20 protein-coding genes are annotated in these 19633 nt (G+C 43.4%); 15 read left to right on the top strand and 5 right to left on the bottom strand.

Features of this window, described 5'->3' with window-relative positions:
* Nucleotides 1–14 precede the first annotated feature (14 nt).
* The 7 genes from MAMP_RS12880 to MAMP_RS12850 all read left to right on the top strand — a co-directional run bounded on the left by MAMP_RS12880 (nucleotide 15) and on the right by MAMP_RS12850 (nucleotide 6422).
* On the top strand, nucleotides 15–1163 hold the full coding sequence (locus tag MAMP_RS12880; RefSeq protein WP_007146514.1) for a D-alanyl-D-alanine carboxypeptidase family protein: 1149 nt from the start codon (nucleotides 15–17) through the stop codon (nucleotides 1161–1163).
* A gap of 6 nt (nucleotides 1164–1169) precedes the next feature.
* Nucleotides 1170–2018 (top strand): D-amino-acid transaminase, encoded by an 849-nt coding sequence (gene dat, locus MAMP_RS12875; protein WP_007146513.1) that lies wholly within the window; start codon nucleotides 1170–1172, stop codon nucleotides 2016–2018.
* Nucleotides 2015–2290 (top strand): HP0495 family protein, encoded by a 276-nt coding sequence (locus tag MAMP_RS12870; protein WP_007146512.1) that lies wholly within the window; start codon nucleotides 2015–2017, stop codon nucleotides 2288–2290. The genes dat and MAMP_RS12870 overlap by 4 nt, the downstream gene beginning before the upstream one ends.
* A 5-nt stretch (nucleotides 2291–2295) precedes the next feature.
* Nucleotides 2296–2901 carry a lipoyl(octanoyl) transferase LipB gene (gene lipB, locus MAMP_RS12865; protein WP_007146511.1) on the top strand — a complete coding sequence of 202 codons (606 nt, stop codon included), beginning with the start codon at nucleotides 2296–2298 and terminating at the stop codon, nucleotides 2899–2901.
* 3 nt (nucleotides 2902–2904) lie between these two features.
* Nucleotides 2905–3861, top strand: a complete 957-nt coding sequence (lipA, locus tag MAMP_RS12860) for a lipoyl synthase (RefSeq protein ID WP_007146510.1) — start codon at nucleotides 2905–2907, stop codon at nucleotides 3859–3861.
* 18 nt (nucleotides 3862–3879) lie between these two features.
* Nucleotides 3880–5154: an NAD(P)/FAD-dependent oxidoreductase gene (locus tag MAMP_RS12855; RefSeq protein ID WP_007146509.1), complete on the top strand. Its 1275-nt coding sequence runs from the start codon at nucleotides 3880–3882 to the stop codon at nucleotides 5152–5154.
* Between the two features lie 110 nt (nucleotides 5155–5264).
* A complete protein-coding gene (locus MAMP_RS12850; RefSeq protein ID WP_007146507.1) occupies nucleotides 5265–6422 on the top strand; it encodes a citrate synthase in 1158 nt (385 codons plus the stop codon).
* Between the two features lies 1 nt (nucleotide 6423).
* Here the strand turns inward: MAMP_RS12850 and epmB are convergent, their stop codons facing one another.
* Nucleotides 6424–7431, bottom strand: coding sequence for an EF-P beta-lysylation protein EpmB (epmB, locus tag MAMP_RS12845; protein ID WP_007146506.1), 1008 nt, complete (start codon nucleotides 7429–7431; stop codon nucleotides 6424–6426).
* A 51-nt stretch (nucleotides 7432–7482) separates the two neighbouring features.
* Between epmB and efp the strand changes: the two genes are divergently transcribed.
* The 3 genes from efp to MAMP_RS12830 are packed head-to-tail and all read left to right on the top strand — an operon-like array spanning nucleotide 7483 to nucleotide 10040.
* A complete protein-coding gene (gene efp / locus MAMP_RS12840) occupies nucleotides 7483–8052 on the top strand; it encodes an elongation factor P (protein WP_007146505.1) in 570 nt (189 codons plus the stop codon).
* An 8-nt stretch (nucleotides 8053–8060) separates the two neighbouring features.
* Nucleotides 8061–9041, top strand: coding sequence for an EF-P lysine aminoacylase EpmA (gene epmA, locus MAMP_RS12835; protein WP_007146504.1), 981 nt, complete (start codon nucleotides 8061–8063; stop codon nucleotides 9039–9041).
* Between the two features lie 60 nt (nucleotides 9042–9101).
* Nucleotides 9102–10040 (top strand): GGDEF domain-containing protein, encoded by a 939-nt coding sequence (locus MAMP_RS12830; protein WP_007146503.1) that lies wholly within the window; start codon nucleotides 9102–9104, stop codon nucleotides 10038–10040.
* A gap of 51 nt (nucleotides 10041–10091) precedes the next feature.
* Here the strand turns inward: MAMP_RS12830 and MAMP_RS12825 are convergent, their stop codons facing one another.
* From MAMP_RS12825 to MAMP_RS12815, 3 genes are all read right to left on the bottom strand, one after another.
* On the bottom strand, nucleotides 10092–12233 hold the full coding sequence (locus MAMP_RS12825) for a TonB-dependent siderophore receptor (RefSeq protein WP_139031937.1): 2142 nt from the start codon (nucleotides 12231–12233) through the stop codon (nucleotides 10092–10094).
* A gap of 165 nt (nucleotides 12234–12398) precedes the next feature.
* A complete protein-coding gene (locus MAMP_RS12820) occupies nucleotides 12399–13706 on the bottom strand; it encodes a TRAP transporter large permease (RefSeq protein WP_007146501.1) in 1308 nt (435 codons plus the stop codon).
* Nucleotides 13706–14230 carry a TRAP transporter small permease subunit gene (locus MAMP_RS12815; protein ID WP_007146500.1) on the bottom strand — a complete coding sequence of 175 codons (525 nt, stop codon included), beginning with the start codon at nucleotides 14228–14230 and terminating at the stop codon, nucleotides 13706–13708. Before MAMP_RS12815 ends, MAMP_RS12820 begins: the two co-directional genes overlap by 1 nt.
* Before the next feature lie 147 nt (nucleotides 14231–14377).
* Between MAMP_RS12815 and MAMP_RS12810 the strand changes: the two genes are divergently transcribed.
* From MAMP_RS12810 to thpR, 4 genes are read left to right on the top strand one after another with little or no spacing between them, the layout of a single operon-like run.
* Entirely contained in the window at nucleotides 14378–14698 is a 321-nt protein-coding gene (locus MAMP_RS12810; RefSeq protein ID WP_007146499.1) for a DUF4389 domain-containing protein, read from the top strand.
* Between the two features lie 43 nt (nucleotides 14699–14741).
* Nucleotides 14742–15512, top strand: a complete 771-nt coding sequence (yaaA, locus tag MAMP_RS12805; protein ID WP_007146498.1) for a peroxide stress protein YaaA — start codon at nucleotides 14742–14744, stop codon at nucleotides 15510–15512.
* A gap of 36 nt (nucleotides 15513–15548) precedes the next feature.
* Entirely contained in the window at nucleotides 15549–16958 is a 1410-nt protein-coding gene (locus MAMP_RS12800) for a diguanylate cyclase (protein WP_040576601.1), read from the top strand.
* A gap of 9 nt (nucleotides 16959–16967) precedes the next feature.
* Nucleotides 16968–17480, top strand: coding sequence for an RNA 2',3'-cyclic phosphodiesterase (gene thpR, locus MAMP_RS12795; RefSeq protein ID WP_007146496.1), 513 nt, complete (start codon nucleotides 16968–16970; stop codon nucleotides 17478–17480).
* A 6-nt stretch (nucleotides 17481–17486) separates the two neighbouring features.
* Here the strand turns inward: thpR and MAMP_RS12790 are convergent, their stop codons facing one another.
* The gene (locus tag MAMP_RS12790; RefSeq protein ID WP_007146495.1) at nucleotides 17487–18134 is read right to left on the bottom strand and encodes a TetR/AcrR family transcriptional regulator; all 648 of its coding nucleotides are present in this window, start codon (nucleotides 18132–18134) and stop codon (nucleotides 17487–17489) included.
* Between the two features lie 283 nt (nucleotides 18135–18417).
* Here MAMP_RS12790 and MAMP_RS12785 point away from each other — a divergent pair, with 283 nt between their 5' ends.
* Nucleotides 18418–19608 carry an efflux RND transporter periplasmic adaptor subunit gene (locus MAMP_RS12785; protein WP_007146494.1) on the top strand — a complete coding sequence of 397 codons (1191 nt, stop codon included), beginning with the start codon at nucleotides 18418–18420 and terminating at the stop codon, nucleotides 19606–19608.
* Nucleotides 19609–19633: the final 25 nt, after the last annotated feature.

Here is a 19633-nt window from a genome sequence, read left to right as displayed (position 1 = left end):
TCAGAGAGTTCAATATGCTGAAAACCACGAAAGTTGTTTTATTTCTGTCCTTTTTATTTGCATTTACCCAGGTTTTTGCAGGTGCAATCACACCTCAGCCGTCTGCGCCGAGTGTCGCGGCAAAATCCTATATTTTGATGGATTACGATAGCGGTCGAATTCTTGCTGAAGAAAATGCCGATGAAAAATTACCACCGGCAAGTATCACCAAACTGATGACTTCTTATGTCGTGTCTCATGAACTGCATGCAGGCAATATTCATCTGGATGATGAAGTGTTGATTAGTGAAAAAGCCTGGCGTATGCAAGGTTCACGCAGCTTTATGGAGGTTAATACTAAGGTCAGTCTGGAATCTTTAATGCGCGGTATGATTGTGCAGTCAGGTAATGATGCCGCTGTCGCTTTAGCTGAGCATATTGCCGGTAGTGAAGAAACCTTTGCTCAGATGATGAATCAGTATGCTCAGCAACTCGGCATGTACAACACCAACTATATGAATGCCACGGGTTTGCCTGACCCTGATCACTACACAACAGCTCATGATATTGCGATTTTATCAGCCGCTTTGATTCGTGATTTCCCCGAACATTACGAATGGTATTCAGAAAAAGAATATACCTACAATGGCATTACTCAGCATAACCGTAACAAACTGTTATGGCGTGATAATAGTGTGGATGGCTTAAAAACAGGTCATACAGAAGAAGCCGGTTTTTGTCTCGCTGCCTCTGCAAAGCGTGGTGATATGCGTTTAATTTCTGTGGTACTTGGCACTCGCAGTGAAAACGCGCGTGCACAGGAAACACAAAAATTACTGAACTACGGTTTCCGTTTCTTTGAAACACATCAGTTATACAAAGCCAACACCGGCATTATCGATACCAAAGTATGGAAAGGCGCGACGGATCAATTATCACTGGGCCTGGCTAAGCCATTATCGGTCACCGTACCTCGTGGTCAGTATGATCAGCTTCAAGCGACGACAAATATTCAGCAACCGGTTATTGCGCCTGTTAAAGCCGGTACAGTATTAGGTGAAGTCGATATTCGTCTTGGTGATGAAGTGGTAGCAAAACAACCATTAGTTGCATTAAATGATGTTGAGCAAGGTAGTTGGTGGCGTCGCCTGATTGATGAAATCATGCTGTGGATCTGGGGTTAACAGTCCATGGCAACGGTTTTCTTAAACGATACCTTTTTGCCTGCTGAGCAGGCAAAGGTATCTGTTTATGACCGGGGGTTTTTATTTGGGGATGGTGTCTACGAAGTGATCCCTGTCTATGGTCGCCAACCTTTTCGTTTAAAGGCACATTTATCCCGACTACAAAGCAGTCTGGATGGCATCCATCTAACAAATCCGTTTGATGATGAGCGTTGGACACAATTAATCACGCAGCTGATTGAGCAGAATGACAGTGATAATCAGGCGGTTTATTTGCAGGTAACACGGGGCGTGGCTCCACGTGAACATGTCTTTCCGGAAGGGGTTAAGCCGACTGTCTTTATGATGAGTAATCCGCTTAATTCGGTACCTGAGTCATACAAAGAACAGGGGATCAAAGCGATCACTGTCGACGATATTCGTTGGCAGCGCTGCGATATCAAAGCTATTACTTTGTTACCAAACACGATGCTAAGACAGCAGGCGCACGAGAAAGGAGCTGGAGAAGCCATTTTGATTCGCGATGGTGTGATGACTGAAGGCTCAGCCAGTAATAGCTATGCTGTTTTTGATGGTGTGATCTATACGGCAGCAAAAGATAATACGGTTTTACCCGGTATCACCCGTGACTTCGTGTTAGAGCTGGCTGCTAAAGCCAATATTCCATACAAGGAAGAATCGGTGACAGCAGACAGGCTTACCCAAGCTGATGAGATTTGGATTAGTAGCTCAACGCGGGAGTTATTAGCGGTGACGACGTTGGATGATAAGCCCGTAGGGCATGGAATTCCTGGACCCCTCTGGCAGAAACTGGATGCACTATACCAACGTGATAAGTTGGAGGCGAATCAATGAGTGAACAAGAACAACAAGACACATTATTAGAGTTTCCTTGTGACTTTGCTATTAAAGCCATGGGGGAGTCGAGTGAAGAACTTGATAGCATCGTGGTGGAAATTGTCAGGCGTCATGTTGATGATATTGCTGAAGGAGCTGTCAGCCAGAAACAAAGCTCTGGTGGCAAGTTTACCTCGGTCACAGTAACAATAAGAGCGACAAGTAAACCTCAGCTCGATGCCATTTATCAGGATTTGAGTGATCACGACGCGATTAAGTACGTACTTTAACGTTCATGCAGATTAAAGATCTGGGGCTGGTTGATTATCTGCCAACAGTTGATGCCATGCAGTCTTTTACGCTCAAACGACAGGCTGACACAGAAGATCAGTTATGGTTACTGGAACACAGTCCCGTATTTACCCAAGGGGCAAATGGTGATGCTGCCCATATTTTGATGGATTCTGCGATTCCCGTTGTATCCACAGATCGTGGTGGCCAGGTGACCTATCATGGTCCCGGACAACTGGTTGTGTATACCTTAATTGACTTGCGCCGAGCTGGGATTGGCGTAAGACAAATGGTGACGAATATTGAGCAGACAGTCGTGAATCTGCTCGCGCAATACGGTGTTGATGCCTATGCTAGACAGGATGCGCCTGGTGTCTATGTTGATGAGCGAAAAATCGCTTCGCTGGGTTTACGAGTGAAACGAGGGGCCTGCTATCACGGCGTCAGTCTGAATATTGATATGGATTTGACACCCTTTAGCTACATTAATCCATGCGGTTATGCTGGCATGGAAGTAATTGATATTAGATCGCTGGGCATTGATATAACAATGACAGAAGCGAAACAACAATTTGTGTCTGCTTTTCAGCAGCAGACGCAATTAGGATAAAACATGACTGAAATACTTGACGGAAGACGAGATGTTCGCGCTCTGAAGGGCGAATCAAAGGTTTCCCGTATTCCCATAAAAATTGAACCGAGCGAGCCAAAACGAAAACCAGAGTGGATTCGGGCCAAATCGCACGGTGATCCGAAAGTAAAACATATCAAAGATATGTTACGTGAGCACAAGCTGCATACCGTCTGCGAAGAGGCTGCATGTCCTAATTTAGGGGAATGTTTTTCGCATGGCACAGCGACGTTTCTGATTATGGGCAATATCTGTACCCGACGCTGCCCGTTTTGTGATGTGGCGCATGGTCGTCCTGATCCATTAGATGAGAACGAACCAGCACATCTGGCAAAAACCATTGCTGCTATGCAACTGAAGCATGTTGTGGTGACCTCAGTCGATCGTGATGATCTACGTGATGGTGGAGCGGCCCATTTTGTTCGTTGTATCGATGAAATTCGTCAACAGTCACCGCAAACCAATATTGAAGTACTGGTGCCAGACTTTCGCGGTCGTATGGATGTGGCGCTCGATATTCTGAAACAAAGTCCGCCGGATATCTTTAATCATAATCTGGAAAGTATTCCACGATTGTATAAGGCCGTCAGACCAGGTTCTGACTATCAGTGGTCCTTGGATTTAATCAAACGTTTCCAGGAAATGCATCCCGATGTGCCGACCAAATCTGGTTTGATGCTGGGCTTGGGTGAAACCATCGATGAAGTTAAACAGGTCATGCAGGACTTACGTGACCATGGTTGTCGCATGCTGACTTTGGGACAATACCTGCAACCCAGCAGACATCATTTAGCCGTTGAGCGCTTTATTACGCCAGCCGAGTTTGATGAACTTGCCGTGACAGGTAAACAAATGGGCTTTGAGCATGTTGCCAGTGGTCCGATGGTGCGTTCTTCTTATCATGCCGATTTACAGGCACAGGGTGAGCACGTTTCTTGATTAAGTAGGGGAGTTATTATGGCCATTAATCGCCGGCAAGTGATGAAAAGAGCTATAACGGTATCTGCGTTAGCCGCATTTCCGAATATAAGCTCAGCCATGATGACTCCGTCTAGAAAGCCTCAACGTGTTGTGATCATTGGTGGCGGGTTTGCGGGTGCCACTGCCGCCAAATATTTACGCATGTGGTCACCGGATCTGGAAGTGATTCTGATCGAAAAGAAAAGCGCTTTTGTCTCCTGCCCGCAGAGTAATTTAGTGCTAAGCGGTCACCGAACCCTACAACAATTAACCTTTGATTATCACACGCTGACTTCTCACTATGGCGTTAAAATGATTCAGGCCACAGTAAATGCGGTTGATGTCGATAAGAAAAATGTTCGGCTCAGCGATGGTTCAGTCGTTGACTATGATCGTCTGATTGTTGCGCCTGGCGTTGATTTTATCTATGACCAACTGAGTATGCTGACGCCGGAGATTGTTGAGACCAAAATCCCTCATGCCTGGAAAGCCGGACCACAAACCCAGTTATTGCATGAACAATTAAAAGCGATGCCTAAAGGTGGAAAAGTGGTGATGACCATTCCACAAGCGCCATTTCGCTGCCCTCCCGGCCCCTATGAACGTGCCTGCCAAATAGCTTTATTTTTGAAACATCACAATCCTACGGCAAAATTAATTATTCTGGATGCTAATGGTGACATCATCTCAAAAAAAGCCTTATTCAAAGGGGTATGGGATGATTTATATGCTGATATCATTGAGTATCAGCCCAGCAATGCAGTTGAAAATATCGATGTTGATTCACTGAGGGTTGAAAGCGTTTTTGATAGTGTTCAGGCGGATGTTTTGAATGTGATACCCCCACAAAGGGCGGGTAAGGTCGCTGAGCTGGCAGGCGTGATTAATGTGGATAAACGCTGGTGCGAGGTTGATTTCAGAACATATGAGTCAACCGCTGTTAAGGATGTTCATGTGATAGGAGATGCAGTAGCATCTACCTTACCCAAATCTGGTCATATTGCGAATGTGCAGGCAAAGGTATGTGCAGCGGCGGTCATTGCATTATTGGATGAGCAGGATGTTGAACCTGAACCGGTATTTGGTAATACCTGCTATAGTTTTACTGACGGAGAAAAAGCAGGCCATGTCGCGGCTGTGTTCAGATATGATCCAAAGACGGAAAAAATGGCGGTGATGCCAGGTGGGGGGATAACACCAACACCTACGTTGTTAGAAGGCGAGTTTGCCGATGCGTGGGCACATAATATCTGGTCAGATATTCTTAGATAACCCCGTAAAATCAGTAGTTAAGAACATCGGTGATGCTGCTGTATCTGCAATGCAGTATAATGCCAGCTTTTCCGATAATCTCCACCATCAAGATAATTATGAGGTTGTAGATGAGTGATTTTTTACCAGGCCTGGAAGGTGTACCCGCAACAAAGTCAGCCATTTCATTTATTGATGGTGAAAAAGGCATACTGAGTTATCGTGGTTATCCACTCGAAACTCTTGCTGAAAACAGTACATTTGAAGAGACCACCCTGCTTTTATTAGATGGCGAGTTACCTACTAAAAAAGCATTAAACGATTTTTCCCAACAGTTAAAAGATAATTACCGCATCAAATATCACATTCGTCAGATGATGCGGCATTTTCCCCATACCGGTCATCCCATGGATATGTTGCAAACGGCTGTATCCAGTCTGGGAATGTTCTATCCAGGCACGGAATGTCTGACAGATGCTAACAGCTGTGAAGATCTGGATTACGTACGTAATATGACGGTGAATATCATCGCTCAAATGGCACCACTGGTGGCGATGTGGGAACACATCCGTAATGGCTGGGACCCGGTTAATCCAAAGCACGATCTCTCCGTCGCAGAAAACTTGTTATATATGTTTAACGGTGAAGAACCGGATCCATTAATGGCAAAAATTATGGATGTGTGTTTGATTTTGCATGCAGAACATACCTTGAATGCTTCCACTTTTGCGGCATTAGTCGCAGGTTCGACACTTGCTACACCATATAGTGTTATTTCAGCTGCTATTGGTACCTTATCTGGACCATTACATGGCGGTGCCAATCAACGTGTCGTTGGCATGTTGCAGGAGATAGGCTCACCGAAGAATGTCGAAAGCTGGGTTGATCAGAAGCTGAAAAACAAAGAAGTTATCTGGGGAATGGGCCACCGTGAGTACAAGGTCAAAGACCCGCGTGCCACCATTTTGCATAAACTGGTTGAGCAGTTAGTGGCTGAACGTGGTGGTCATCTGGACGATATGTTTGATACCGCATTAAAACTGGAAGAAGTCTGTGCTGATCGTTTAGGGCATAAAGGTGTTTACCCTAATGTCGATTTCTATTCAGGCATTCTTTATAGCGAAATGGGCATTCCTGAAGACGAATTCACCGCTTTATTTGCTGTCGCTCGCTCTGCAGGTTGGTTGGCTCACTGGCGTGAACAAATCTGTGATAATCGCATTTACAGACCGACACAAATTTATGTGGGTAGTGATATGCGTGATTACACACCAATAGACAAGCGTTAGTCTAGCTAATCACGGTTTTACTGGCTTCACCTTGTTGCTCACGTACCAGACGGGGCACAAGGTAGCCAGGCAATTGTTTTCTCAAAGCCTCAATCAAATTAACCGCTATTTCTTCTTCCACATCAAAATGATGGGCACCGGCTACTTTATCCAGCAAATGCAGGTAATAAGGCTGCACATCGACTTCATTTAAACGTTCACTCAAGTCTCCAAGTGCCTCTACAGAATCGTTAATCCCTTTTAATAACACTGTTTGATTCAGTAATTGCACATCAGCTTGCCTTAGGGCATACAGCACCTGTGCCGCTTCCTCATCAATTTCATTGGCGTGATTCGCATGAATCACCATCACCACTTTCAGATGGGTATTTTGCAGACAGTCCAACAGCGAGTCTGTGATACGTTCTGGCAATACTACGGGTAGCCGGGTATGAATTCGAAGCCGTTTTAAATGCGGGATTTTATTCAGATCGCTTATCGCCTTATTTAGTTTTTCATCATTCAGTGAGAGCGGATCGCCACCACTGAGGATAACTTCAGTAATTGACGTATCGGCTTTTAATACATCCAGCGATTGCTGCCATTGACCAGCCAGCGGATTGCTTTCTGAATAGGGAAAGTGACGACGAAAACAATACCGACAATGGATGGCACAAGCACCTGTCATCAATAATAAAGCGCGTCCCTGATATTTTTGCAAAATACCAGGGGACTTAACCGCCAAATGATCACCCACCGGATCGCTATAAAATCCATCGATTTCATAAGCTTCATCAAGCAAAGGAAATACCTGACGAAGTAGGGGATCGTTCACATCACCGTAGCGCATCTTTTTAATGTAACTGAGCGGAACGCGAATAGGAAACTGGCGTATTTTATCTTTATCAATCGCCGATAGTTGGCCGCTAAGCCCTAATAGCGCTAATAACTGGTCGGCATTGTTTACGGCGTTAGCAAGTGAGTGCTGCCAGTTTTGTTTTGTCTTTACGGTGGTGGTTTGCGGTATCATAGTGGCTTTTATTTTGAAGCAAGCGAAGATCGTCCCCTAAAAGAGGTTAAGATGGCAAGTTATAGTACAAATGAATTCAAATCCGGCCTGAAGTTTATGCTTGATGGTGATCCATGCAGCATCATTGAAAACGAATTTGTTAAACCGGGTAAAGGCCAAGCATTTAATCGTGTTAAGTTCCGTAACTTGAAAACTGGCCGAGTGAATGAGCGGACGTTCAAGTCTGGCGATACAGTAGAAAGCGCTGACGTTATTGAAGTCGATTTGGAATATTCATACACCGATGGTGAGTTTTGGTATTTCATGGATCCAACCTCATTTGAACAATATGGTGCCGACGCCAACGCCATCAGTGAAAGTAAAGACTGGCTGAAAGAACAATATGTTTACACCGTGACATTATGGAACGGCACGCCTTTGTTAGTGACACCGCCTAACTTCGTTAATCTCGCTGTGGTTGAAACCGATCCAGGTGTACGTGGCGATACTTCAGGCGGTGGTGGTAAACCCGCTACACTGGAAACAGGTGCGGTTGTTCGTGTGCCATTATTTATTGAAATTGGTGAAGTCCTCAGAGTCGATACTCGCTCTTCATCCTATGTTGAACGCGCAAAAGACTAAATCCTCATATGTACGATAAAGACTGGCAACCTTCTGCAAGTCTGGATCATTTAAAGCGACGGGCTCAGTTTCTGACTGAGATCCGTCGTTTTTTTTATCAGCGAGATGTGCTGGAAGTCGATACGCCCATTCTGTCTCATGCGGCGCCTACCGCACCGTACCTTGATAGTTTCACTACGGAATATATTGCCGCTGGTGGACAGAAAACCTCATGTTATTTACATACTTCACCTGAATTTGCGATGAAACGGCTGTTAGCTGCTGGTTTGGGGGATATCTATCAAATAGCAAAAGTGTTCCGTAATGGTGAACAGGGCCGACACCACTCTCCAGAATTTACGATGCTGGAATGGTATCGTCCTAGTCTGAATTATCACCAGCTGATGGCTGAAGTCGATGATTTATTACAAAGTGTCGTGGGCTTACCGGCTGCGGTTAAATTGAGCTACCAACAGGTGTTTTCTCAGTATCTCGCTATTGACGTGAGTGATGTGAGTGAACAGCAACTCAAACAGTTTGCTATATGCAAAATAACGAGTCTGCCTGATGACTGGCAAGCTGACAAAGATGGTTGGCTGGAACTGTTGATGAGTGAACTGATCGAACCACAATTAGCCTTGTCGGGTCAGCCCTATATTATTTATGATTTTCCTGCCTCACAGGCACAATTAGCAAAGTTACATCGGTCAGATGATGGAGCAGTAGTGGCCGCCAGATTTGAAGTCTATGCGCGAGGACTTGAACTGGCGAATGGCTATGACGAATGCCTGGATGCTAACGAACTGAGTCAGCGGTTTGCCAAAGATAATCTTATCCGTCAGCGACAAGGTAAAGCTATGATGCCAATGGATCAGCATTTAATTGCGGCCGTCAATGCAGGGTTACCTGCTTGTACTGGTGTGGCTATCGGTGTCGATAGACTATTGATGTTAAATCTCGGTGTAAATGATATAAATGCCGTCAGCAGCTTTAGGTTTGAGCAGAGTTAATGCCCGACATTTTCTTGGGTGATGAGTTTATTAGTGAGTTTTGATAAAAGGATCATACCTATGGGCGATATGGATACTTCTATTACCCAGAATAATGATGTTTATAAAACATTATTGGAATCTACAAAAGCTATTCCCTGGCGTATTGACTGGAAAACTATGCGTTTTTCCTACATCGGACCACAAATAGAGAAGTTATTAGGCTGGTCGCCAGAAAGCTGGCAAACGGTCAATGAGTGGGCTGAAAGAATGCATCCTGAAGATCAACAATGGGTGGTCGATTTCTGTGTTGCACAGTCAAAAGCCGGTGTTGATCATGAAGCCGATTATCGGGCAATGACCAAAGATGGGCATTATGTGTGGATTCGTGATGTTGTTCATGTGGTCAGAGATGAGCAGGGTGAAGTCGAAGCTTTGATTGGTTTTATGTTTGATATTACTGAACGAAAAGAAACCGAACAAAAATTGCTGGATTTGCAAAAAGAGCTGGAAGAACTGTCCTTTAAAGATGGTCTGACCGGTATACCTAACCGACGAATGTTGGACAAAGTGTTAGAAGAAGAATGGATGACGGCTAAACGTCACCAGCAACCCCTGTCTCTGCTGGTAATGGATATTGATTTTTTCAAACAATATAACGATTGTTATGGCCATATTCAGGGCGATGATTGTTTAAAACAGGTTGCCCAGACGCTCACTTCAGCTGCTACGCGATCCAGAGATTTTTTTGCCCGATTTGGTGGTGAGGAATTTGTGATGTTATTGCCGGAGACTGATAATCCTGCTGCAGTAAAAATCGCTGAGCGCTGCCAGCAATTAATGATGAAATTACAAATTAGCCATCAGCAATCTGAGGTTTCACAGCTGCTGACCATCAGTATCGGCATCGGTACGATTGTTCCAGGTCCTCACGATCAGCTTGTCGATTTTGTCGAACAAGTGGACCAGGCCTTATATCGTGCGAAAGAGTCAGGCCGTAATTGTATCAAGGCAGCCTAAACAGATTTGGAGTCTTTAACTCAAACCTGTTTAGGCCGTTCAGGATTATCTTTATAAAGTAGTTTTAAATGACATGGTGATTAAGCGCGGATCACCTGGATAAATTTTACTATCGTTAGAGCCACCCGTGTAATAGGTTTCATCAAACAGGTTTTCGATATTCAGTGCAAAACGATACTGTTTGATATCGTAATAAAAGCCGAGATCGACGCGTGTATGGCTTGGCAGTTCAACGCGTTTTTCTTTATCCGAGCTGGTGTACTGCGAGGATTGATAGTTTAGTCCCAATGAGGTGCCGACTTTTCCACCCCAGACAGGTTGCGGGACGTTATAGCGCGTCCAGATAAAGCCATTATGTTTGGGAGCAAACGCATTTCTGTTACCTACTGTCTCGCTATCAAGGCTATGAGAGATGAACGAGTCAACATTGGCGTAACCGACACGAATCTGCCAGTTTTCGATGGGCAGTGCTTGTATTTCAAATTCTGTGCCTTTGCTTTCCAGTTCACCTACTAATCGGTTTTCATCAGTAACGCTATCTTTTTCCGTAATATTGGTTTTGATGATTTTAAAACTGGATGCGGTGAAGTTGAGTTTGTCATCGAATAAAGCCGCTTTAATACCAAACTCATTTTGTTTACCTAACTCTGGATCAAAGCTTTTACCATCGGCATTTCTACTTTCAATGCTGTTGGGATTAAATGATTCAGAATGACTTAAGTAGAGCGAGATTTCATCTGTTGCTCTGAAAACAAGGGCAGCTTGAGGCAAGAATTTTTTGGTATTTTGTTTCTGAAATTCATCGTCCTTACCGACATTTTTCTCCACAAAACGTGTTCGCTGTGTATCAAAGCGTCCACCAAGCATCACAGAGATATAATCATTCAGATCTACCGTATCCTGAGCGTACAAACCCAGATTGTAATTATCGGTAATCCGGTGATTGCCGGAATCTTGTGCGAGAGGGGTTCCACTGTCTGATGTGGGATTAAACACATTCAAGTTAGGTGTAATACGGTTTGTTGGACCAAAACGTTTTCTGTCAAAATCAGCACGTTCAAAACCGCCATTGATACCAATAAGGGTGTTATGGAATAACTCACCAGTTTCAAACTTATGAGATAAGTTGGCATCAAAGAAATGATATTGGCGTTTATTAACCTGATAACGGTCACGTCTTCTCAAGGTTGAGTCCACAATGTTCGTGGCATCTATCACGGCATTATTTTCATAGAGTTCGCGCTCATCTTCGTGATAAACACTTCTCAGATTCAGGCGGAATACGGTGCTGTCATTAATCTGGTTTTCCAGTCGACCAAATAACGTTAATCCGTCATCATTATCCGAATCACCGTCTCTTTGATAGCGAGTCGACAATGAAGCCGTTTGAGTAATATCGTTATTGACGGCGACCAGGCCATCATCGGCATCACGACGTTCACGAATATATTCCATGCCAATAGTGGCATTCATATCCGGATTAATCTGATAAGAAAGAGTGGGGTAGAGATAGAGATTATTATCATTGACGCCATCACGGAAGGAATCTATATTTTCGACACTGCCAATAAAACGGTAGAGTAAATCTTTATCCTCAGTGAGTGCACCAGTAGAGTCATAGGTAAACGTGCCGCCGACATCAGAACCAAACCCTGAGTCACTTGATGCATAACTGCGACCACTAAAGCTAAGGCTGGTTTGTGCCTCTGCCTGTGGTTTTTTAGTGACGATATTGACAAGGCCACCCGGTTCCATCAAACCATAAAGTACAGAAGCCGGTCCCTTAAGTACTTCGACGCGTTCAATATTGGCTGTAGAGGGAGAACCGAAGCGTGAGGCAAGGCCCGGTAAGCCATCAATCTGCACATTCTGTAAGCTCGAAGATAAACCTCGTAAGGTAAAACTATTGGCATTGGTGCCTGATTGACTTAGTCCGACAATATAGGGATAGACATCAGCTAGCGTTTCAGCTTGCAAATCCTGAATAAAGTTCTGGTTAACAATATTTACGCTAAACGGTGTGTCTAATAAATCCTGATCGGTTTTGGTCGCTGTTTCGGAGAGTCGGATATAGGGTGTTTGTTGACCGGTGACGACGAGGGTGGATAAAGAGGCTGAATTATCTTCGGCCATCACCGATTGAAAAGATAATAAGCTACAGCTCAAGCAAAGAAAGGGAGTAATTGGTTTCATTTTAATCTAAATGTTAATGGTTATCATTAACGATATAGAATAGGTTTTTTAATGAAACTTTACAATTTAAATCACGATATCCAGTGGCTGTTGAGTAAGATTTAGTCCGTTAACGTAAGCCGGTGCAGAGATGGAGATGAAAACTCCAGCTCTGCAACAGGCCTCTTATTTGGACATGAGCTCGGGCAACCAGAGGCTAATTTGTGGAAAAGCGATGATTAAACCCAAAACCACAATTTGTATTGCTACAAAAGGCACAATGCCTCGGTAGATTGACTCCAGTTTTAAGGAAGGAGGCGCACTGGCTTTTAGATAAAATAGTGAAAAGCCAAAAGGTGGCGTTAAAAATGAGGTTTGCAGGTTTAAGGCTATCAATAAAGCAAACCATAATGGATCGATACCCATATGAATGGCTACCGGAGCAATCACTGGTACAACAATGAAACAAATTTCGATGAAATCCAGGAAAAAGCCTAAGAAGAAAATCAGTAACATACTGAGTACCAGAAATGTCCACTTTCCTCCCGGTAAGCCTGTAAATAAATCCAGAATCAGTTTATCACCACCCATACCAACAAAAACCAGGCCGAATGCGGTGGCGCCGATAAAGATAATAAATACCATACTGGTTAATCGGGTTGTACGTTGAAGTGCTTCACGTAAATTCGCTAGGTTCATCCGTCGGTGAATAGCAGCAAGTAGAATCGCACCCAGAGCGCCAACAGCAGCTGACTCTGTTGGAGACGCGATACCAAAGAAAATAGAACCTAATACCGCGAGAATTAATAACATCGGTGGTACGAGACTTTTAATGACACTAAAAACTAAATGCGTAGAATCATCGGCCGAATTAGTGATTGCTGGTGCGGCTTCCGGATGTCGCCAGGCGGTCCAGATGACATAAAGAATATAGGCAAGAATTAATAAGGTGCCTGGTACCGCGGCTGCCATAAACAATTCGCCTTCAGGTACACCGACTACATCACCTAATAAAATCAGAATAATACTAGGTGGAATGATTTGGCCTAATGTGCCAGAAGCGGCAATGGTGCCACTGGCTAAAGCAGGTGAATAGCCACGTTTTAGCATAGACGGTAAGGCAATCACCGTCATTGTGACTACAGAAGCACCAACCACACCGGTTGTTGCAGCGAGAAGCGCACCCACAACAACCACTGAAATAGCCAGCCCGCCTCGCAGATTGCCAAACAAGCGACCCATGGTATCAAGCAGTTCTTCTGCTATCCCAGACTTTTCGAGAATTACTCCCATAAACACAAAAAGCGGCACGGCAAGCAAAGTGAAGTTTGTCATCACCCCCCAAATACGCAGCGGTAACAGACTAAAAAACTCGAAACCTAAAAATATACTGCCAAAACCAAGCGCGATAGCACCTAATGTAAAGGCGACGGGATAACCGATTAACAGCAGTAAAAACAACACCAGAAACATGGCCAGAGCCAAATACTCCATTATTTGGACTCCTTATTGCAGATAATTTTCAGATTCTTAAGTATGTCAGCTATACCTTGCAGCATAATAAGTGCAAAGGCGACTAAAATCGCTCCTTTGAGAATGAAGCGATAAGGCAGACCGCCGGGGTCAGGTGAGCCTTCATTGTAATAAAATGCATTTTCAGCAAATGGCCAGGCAGTTAATACAATCATCATGCAAAACGGGAATAAAAAGAAGAGCGTGCCTAACAGAGAGATCCAGGCGCGTCCTAAATCAGAAACGAACCGGCTTTGATAGAAAATATCAACTCGGACATGTGCGTCATGCCGAAGGGTATAAGCTCCACCGAGCAGAAAAACCAGCGCAAATAAATGCCATTCCAGTTCCTGCAAGGCGACAGAACCATAGTTGAATAAATAGCGCATAGCTACGTCATAACAAATGAGTAACACCATGGCCAGTATCAGCCATGATACTGCTCGACCAGTCAGGTCGATAAAATTTTCAATGACGGAAATGAATGGCTCAAAGCGTGTTTTCATGTCGATATGTCTATGTGCTCTACAATCGAACAAGTTTCCCATAAATCACAGTTAAGCTCTAGTTTCTGTCATAGACCTTCAATGTTCTTACTCATATAAAGAGGGAAGTGATAAAGTTGTCTCTGGAATAATTTCAGGAGAGGGAGCATGGATAACGAGCAAATTAAACAAAATATGAGTGATAAAAATCAATGGACACGGATCCTGTATATGGTTCTGTTTGCGATCATTCTTTATTTGAGCATGATGGTGGTCTGGCTGGTGGTATTGGTTCAATTACTGTTTGCACTAATAACAGGTAAACCACATCATGATATTGCTGATTTTGCAGCGGATTTGAGTCAATATGTCTATCGGATTGTGGCGTTTTTAACTTATACCAGTGAGTATCGTCCCTTTCCCTTTAGTGACTGGAAGAGTGATGGCTTTTTAAGAGATGTGACACGCAATGATAGCGATGTTAATTGAAGCCTTTAACGTTTTTATTCTTTGAATTTATGCAGGAAAATTTATGCTGATTGTTATTTCACCGGCGAAAACTCTTGATTTTGATACGCCGCCAATCACACAAACTTACTCTCAACCGCGATTTTTGACGCAGTCAAAACAACTCATTGATACATTGCGCAAGTTAAATGTGGCGGATATTGCCAGTCTGATGAAACTCAGTGATAAATTAGCCGGACTGAATGTAGCGAGATACGAGTCGTGGCATACCCCTTTTGATTTGGATAATGCTAAACAAGCCGTTTTAGCGTTCAAAGGTGATGTTTACATAGGTTTAGAGGCTGAGACACTTGACGAAAAACAACTGGCATTTGCTCAAAAGCATCTCAGAATTCTGTCTGGTCTTTATGGCGTATTAAAACCGTTAGATCTGATTCAGCCATATCGTCTTGAAATGGGCACCAAGCTGGAGAATGCACAAGGTAAAGATCTTTATTCCTTCTGGGGCAGTGATATTCGTGAATCACTACAGGCCGAAGAGTCGCTGCAGGATGAAGTGCTGATTAACCTGGCCTCAAATGAATATTTCAAAGCTGTTGAAGCAAAAAAGCTGACTGCTCGAATTATTACCCCCGTATTTAAAGATTGGAAAAATGGCCAATACAAAATGATCAGTTTTTATGCCAAAAAAGCACGGGGCATGATGAGCCGATATATCATTGAACATCAGATACAAGATCCTGATAGAATTAAGAATTTTGACACGGATGGTTATCGTTACAGCGCCGAAATGTCGAAAAAAGATGAGTGGGTTTTTATTCGTGACCATGAATGATTCGATGCTATAAGTGATATGAGGCTATCAAGGAAGATGAAGTTGAGCTTACGGTTTTTACTGTTACTTTGTGTTTATATCTCGGTTCAAGCTCCCTCGTTTGCTCAACAAACACTTAATCTGACAGTATCAGAACAAGCTTTCCTTGATAAAATCGACGAGATTCATCTTTGTACCGATCCAGATTGGATGCCATACGAAGGGATTGATAAAAGCGGCCATTACACTGGCATCATGTCGAGTTTTCACCAATTATGGTCAAGCATGATTGGTAAGCCGGTAGTGCTGGTGGAAACGGTCAGCTGGGATCAATCACTCGAATTTATTCAACAAAAAAAATGTGATGTGTTATCCAGTGCCCAGGATATCCCTGAAAGACGCGATTATCTGACCGTTACTAAACCCTATATAACCTATTCACTTGCGTTGGCGACTCACCCTGATATTCCATTTATTATTAACTTGTCTCAAGTGAAAGATAAAAAATTTGTCATGGTTAGAGACTACGCTGCCATAAAACTTATCAGGGACAATTATCCTGGATTGAATATTATTGAAGCCGGTAGTGCTGTTGAGGGCCTGAAACTGGTAGAACGCGGGATGGCGTTCGCATTTATTGATACCGTGCCGAGTATCAATTATCAAATGCTGGCACACGGTATTTCTCATCTGAAAATCAGTGGTGTGCTTAATGAACAATACAATATGTCTGTTGGTATTCGTAAAGACCTTCCTTTGTTATTGTCGATTTATAACAAAGCAATCAATGCAACTAGTGAAGCCCAACGCCAACAGATTTTGAATAATTGGCTATCGGTCAAATTGGAATATGATGCTGACTATAGTTTGTTATGGAAATTACTTGCTGGTTTATTCATCATTCTCCTCTTGTCTCTTTATCGTTATCGCGTTGTTCATCGACATAATAGGGAGTTGAAAGCGGTTAATAAAAAACTGGTGTATATGTCACAAAATGACCAGTTAACCGGATTACCCAACCGTTACTATCTGCATGAGGCATTTCAGGAAGCATTGCAGACTTACCATCGATATCAACATCAATTTTCGGTCATCATTATGGACATTGACCATTTTAAGAAAGTGAATGATACCTATGGTCATGTCATTGGTGACAAGGTTATAAAAAAAATTGCTGATATGTTGTCTGAGAATTTGAGAGACACAGACATCGTTGGCCGTTGGGGTGGCGAAGAATTTTTAATCGTCTGTCCTGAGACCAACAATCATGGAGCTAAGGCTGTGGCCGAGCATATGAGACGATTGATCGAGGACACTGATTTTGGCTTAGATGATCTGCAAGTGACGGCAAGCTTTGGTGTGACTGAGTACAATGAAGATGAAGCAGTTGATGACTGCATAAAAAGGGCCGATATGGCGCTATACCGAGCCAAAGAACTTGGTCGCAATACAACGATTGTGTTTTAGCGATCTAATATGCGACGTGTGTTTTTTGCACTTTGGCCTGATGATACGATACGCACTGAGGTGAGTCAGTTATCTGAGCGTCTCGAACAACCGGGTTTAAGAAAATTAAAGTCGACCAATTTACACGTTACATTAGCTTTTTTAGGGAATGTTGAAGAGGACGTTATTCTGACATTAAGACAGAGGGCAAGAACACTGAGGTCATCTTCAGTCACACTTCAATTTGATGAAATTGATTACTGGTCAAGACCTCGAATAGTCTGCTTAACCTGTCAGAAACAGCCATTATCCTTATATCAATTGGTCAATGCTTTAAACCAGCTGATACGGGATTTACCTGTCCATAAAGAAAGCCGTCCATTTCGTGCTCATATGACGTTGGCCAGAAAAGCAAAATATCGACCTCAGATCTGCTTTAACGCGATTTCAATGCGGGCAAAAAAATTTGCTTTGGTTGAGTCAGTTTCTTTAGCATCAGGGGTGGAATACAGGCTAATAGAAAGTTGGGAGCTACAAGCATAAGCATCACTATTTTGCTAGCAGTGGTTGCTTATTCCAGGTAGCTGATTCCGTAAACCAATATTCTTCTTTGATACCCAGAAGCCGGTATAAGCCTTCAGGCAGATCTTTTCTTACGGTTGAAATATCAGTCTGAAGGTGAGCAAAGCTCATTACACCGTGAATATAGGTGTACATCATTCGGCCTAAACTTTCTGGATCGGCCTTGTAATTGAGATAGCCAGCTGATGCCAGCGCTTTAACCAGAGCAATATCATAATTAATGGCTGTTTGTGACAGCGATCGTAAGGCTTCCAATACCTGTTCATCATCCGTACCAATTTGTGCTCCGGCGTTAAAGAAGGGACAGCCTGGTATCGGTTTATTACGTGTACTTATTTTCGATTTAAAAACAAACTCGATGAGATTCTCAAGTTGTTGCAGAGGCGAGTTGATAGGTGAAAAAACAGCATCTAGGTCGGTTTTTATAACTTGCCAGTAATAGCTTGCGGCTTCACAAAATAATGATGCTTTAGAATCAAAGTGATGATAAAACGCGCCTTTGGTCACGCCAGCCTGCCGACAAATATCATTGACGCCAACGCAGTTGTAGTTGCTTTGCCAGATCAGCTCCAGTGCTGTTGACAATAGCTTTTCACGAGTTTCTGTGACAGACATATTTTATAAACCATTCATTCTAATAATACAGTATAGATACCGCTCGGTTTGTGTGACAAGTTTCTTACAAGAAACTATCCAAAATGAAAGCATACTTTAAATAAGATGAGTTACCGTGATGGTGAATTAGATCGTTGTTTTATATGAATCTTGTAGAAAAGTTGACTATTTTCTCGGTCATATTGACTAACATACCGGTCGGTATGTCTTCTATTGCAGTTTATCCTGAACAGGATAGTTTTATCAAGGACCTGCTAGGCTTATCTGGCTCACGGAGATTTCCATGTCTGAAGTATCATCAAACCGTCAAAATCGCGGTGGATTAAAGCTACTTATTTTTATTCTTGTGTGCATCGCAGCGGGAGTTGCCTATGTGATGTTTGCAAAGCAGGGTGAGAAATCTGCACAAGCCGCAGCGCCAAATACGCCGCCGCCACCTGTCGCTGAGGTGATTACCATACAACCAGAGAAAGTTCGCATCTGGACAAGCTTTTCTGGTCGATTGAGTGCAGTTGATAGAGCGGATATCAAACCGCTCGTTGGCGGCGAACTTCAACAGGTATTGTTCACTGATGGCCAGTTAGTGGAGAAAAATGAGCTACTTTTTGTTATCGACCCACGTCCTTACAAAGCGGCTTTAGCCAGTGCCGAAGCGCAATTGGCATCTGCTAAATCGAAAGCGACTCTGGCCAAAGATGAGCTCGCTCGTACAGAAAAACTGGTCAGAGATAAATTGGTGTCTGATAGTGTGTTTGATGCCGCTAAAAATGAAAATCAGGTTGCCATTGCGGCTATTCGCGAAGCAGAAAGTGCTGTCTCACAAGCAAAACTGAATCTGAATTATTGCTATATCCGTGCGCCATTTGCTGGTCGTCTCAGCCGCGCTGAATTGACGGTAGGCAATATCATCGAAACGACACCGAGTGCGCCCGTATTAACCACCATTGTGGCCAATGATCGTTTTTATGCTGAGTTTGATGTCGATGAGCAAACATATATAAAGATGATGAGAAATACGGAAAAAGAACACACAATGCCTGTTGATATGACTCTGGCGGCAGATGAAAGCGTTGTGTATCACGGTGATATTTATTCTTTAGATAATCGTTTGGATATTGCCAGCGGCACCATACGTGCCCGCGCTATTTTTGATAATAAAGATGGTGCGTTGACGCCGGGTATGTATGCCAATGTAAAAGTCGGTTCACCTGATAAACAAGATGCATTGCTCATCCCTAGCAGAGCGATTGGCACCAATCAAAACAAGAAGTTTGTGTTTGTGATCAATGATGAGAATCAGGCGGTTTATCAGGAAGTTGTGTTAGGTGGACATCACCAAGACAAGCGTATCGTGTTATCGGGCTTAAAAGCCGGTGATAAAGTCGTTGTAAATGGCCTGTCTCACATTAGACCAAATATGGTTGTTTCACCGAAAGCTGTGGCTGAAACAGATGCTCCGGTGTCAGAAAAATAGCTTTGACAATAAGTTAAGTCGCTAA

This window comes from Methylophaga thalassica MP, from assembly GCF_000214595.1.
Lineage (GTDB): Bacteria > Pseudomonadota > Gammaproteobacteria > Nitrosococcales > Methylophagaceae > Methylophaga > Methylophaga thalassica.
Note: the sequence above shows the minus strand (reverse complement) of the source record. Positions and strands in the feature narration are given on the sequence as shown.

What these genes read in the sequence shown, in the direction of transcription:
- MAMP_RS12880 (WP_007146514.1), top strand. Translation starts at nt 15, where the DNA reads ATGCTGAAAACCACGAAAGTTGTTTTATTTCTGTCCTTTTTATTTGCA.
- dat (WP_007146513.1), top strand. Translation starts at nt 1,170, where the DNA reads ATGGCAACGGTTTTCTTAAACGATACCTTTTTGCCTGCTGAGCAGGCA.
- MAMP_RS12870 (WP_007146512.1), top strand. Translation starts at nt 2,015, where the DNA reads ATGAGTGAACAAGAACAACAAGACACATTATTAGAGTTTCCTTGTGAC.
- lipB (WP_007146511.1), top strand. Translation starts at nt 2,296, where the DNA reads ATGCAGATTAAAGATCTGGGGCTGGTTGATTATCTGCCAACAGTTGAT.
- lipA (WP_007146510.1), top strand. Translation starts at nt 2,905, where the DNA reads ATGACTGAAATACTTGACGGAAGACGAGATGTTCGCGCTCTGAAGGGC.
- MAMP_RS12855 (WP_007146509.1), top strand. Translation starts at nt 3,880, where the DNA reads ATGGCCATTAATCGCCGGCAAGTGATGAAAAGAGCTATAACGGTATCT.
- MAMP_RS12850 (WP_007146507.1), top strand. Translation starts at nt 5,265, where the DNA reads ATGAGTGATTTTTTACCAGGCCTGGAAGGTGTACCCGCAACAAAGTCA.
- epmB (WP_007146506.1), bottom strand. Translation starts at nt 7,431, where the DNA reads ATGATACCGCAAACCACCACCGTAAAGACAAAACAAAACTGGCAGCAC.
- efp (WP_007146505.1), top strand. Translation starts at nt 7,483, where the DNA reads ATGGCAAGTTATAGTACAAATGAATTCAAATCCGGCCTGAAGTTTATG.
- epmA (WP_007146504.1), top strand. Translation starts at nt 8,061, where the DNA reads ATGTACGATAAAGACTGGCAACCTTCTGCAAGTCTGGATCATTTAAAG.
- MAMP_RS12830 (WP_007146503.1), top strand. Translation starts at nt 9,102, where the DNA reads ATGGGCGATATGGATACTTCTATTACCCAGAATAATGATGTTTATAAA.
- MAMP_RS12825 (WP_139031937.1), bottom strand. Translation starts at nt 12,233, where the DNA reads ATGAAACCAATTACTCCCTTTCTTTGCTTGAGCTGTAGCTTATTATCT.
- MAMP_RS12820 (WP_007146501.1), bottom strand. Translation starts at nt 13,706, where the DNA reads ATGGAGTATTTGGCTCTGGCCATGTTTCTGGTGTTGTTTTTACTGCTG.
- MAMP_RS12815 (WP_007146500.1), bottom strand. Translation starts at nt 14,230, where the DNA reads ATGAAAACACGCTTTGAGCCATTCATTTCCGTCATTGAAAATTTTATC.
- MAMP_RS12810 (WP_007146499.1), top strand. Translation starts at nt 14,378, where the DNA reads ATGGATAACGAGCAAATTAAACAAAATATGAGTGATAAAAATCAATGG.
- yaaA (WP_007146498.1), top strand. Translation starts at nt 14,742, where the DNA reads ATGCTGATTGTTATTTCACCGGCGAAAACTCTTGATTTTGATACGCCG.
- MAMP_RS12800 (WP_040576601.1), top strand. Translation starts at nt 15,549, where the DNA reads ATGAAGTTGAGCTTACGGTTTTTACTGTTACTTTGTGTTTATATCTCG.
- thpR (WP_007146496.1), top strand. Translation starts at nt 16,968, where the DNA reads ATGCGACGTGTGTTTTTTGCACTTTGGCCTGATGATACGATACGCACT.
- MAMP_RS12790 (WP_007146495.1), bottom strand. Translation starts at nt 18,134, where the DNA reads ATGTCTGTCACAGAAACTCGTGAAAAGCTATTGTCAACAGCACTGGAG.
- MAMP_RS12785 (WP_007146494.1), top strand. Translation starts at nt 18,418, where the DNA reads ATGTCTGAAGTATCATCAAACCGTCAAAATCGCGGTGGATTAAAGCTA.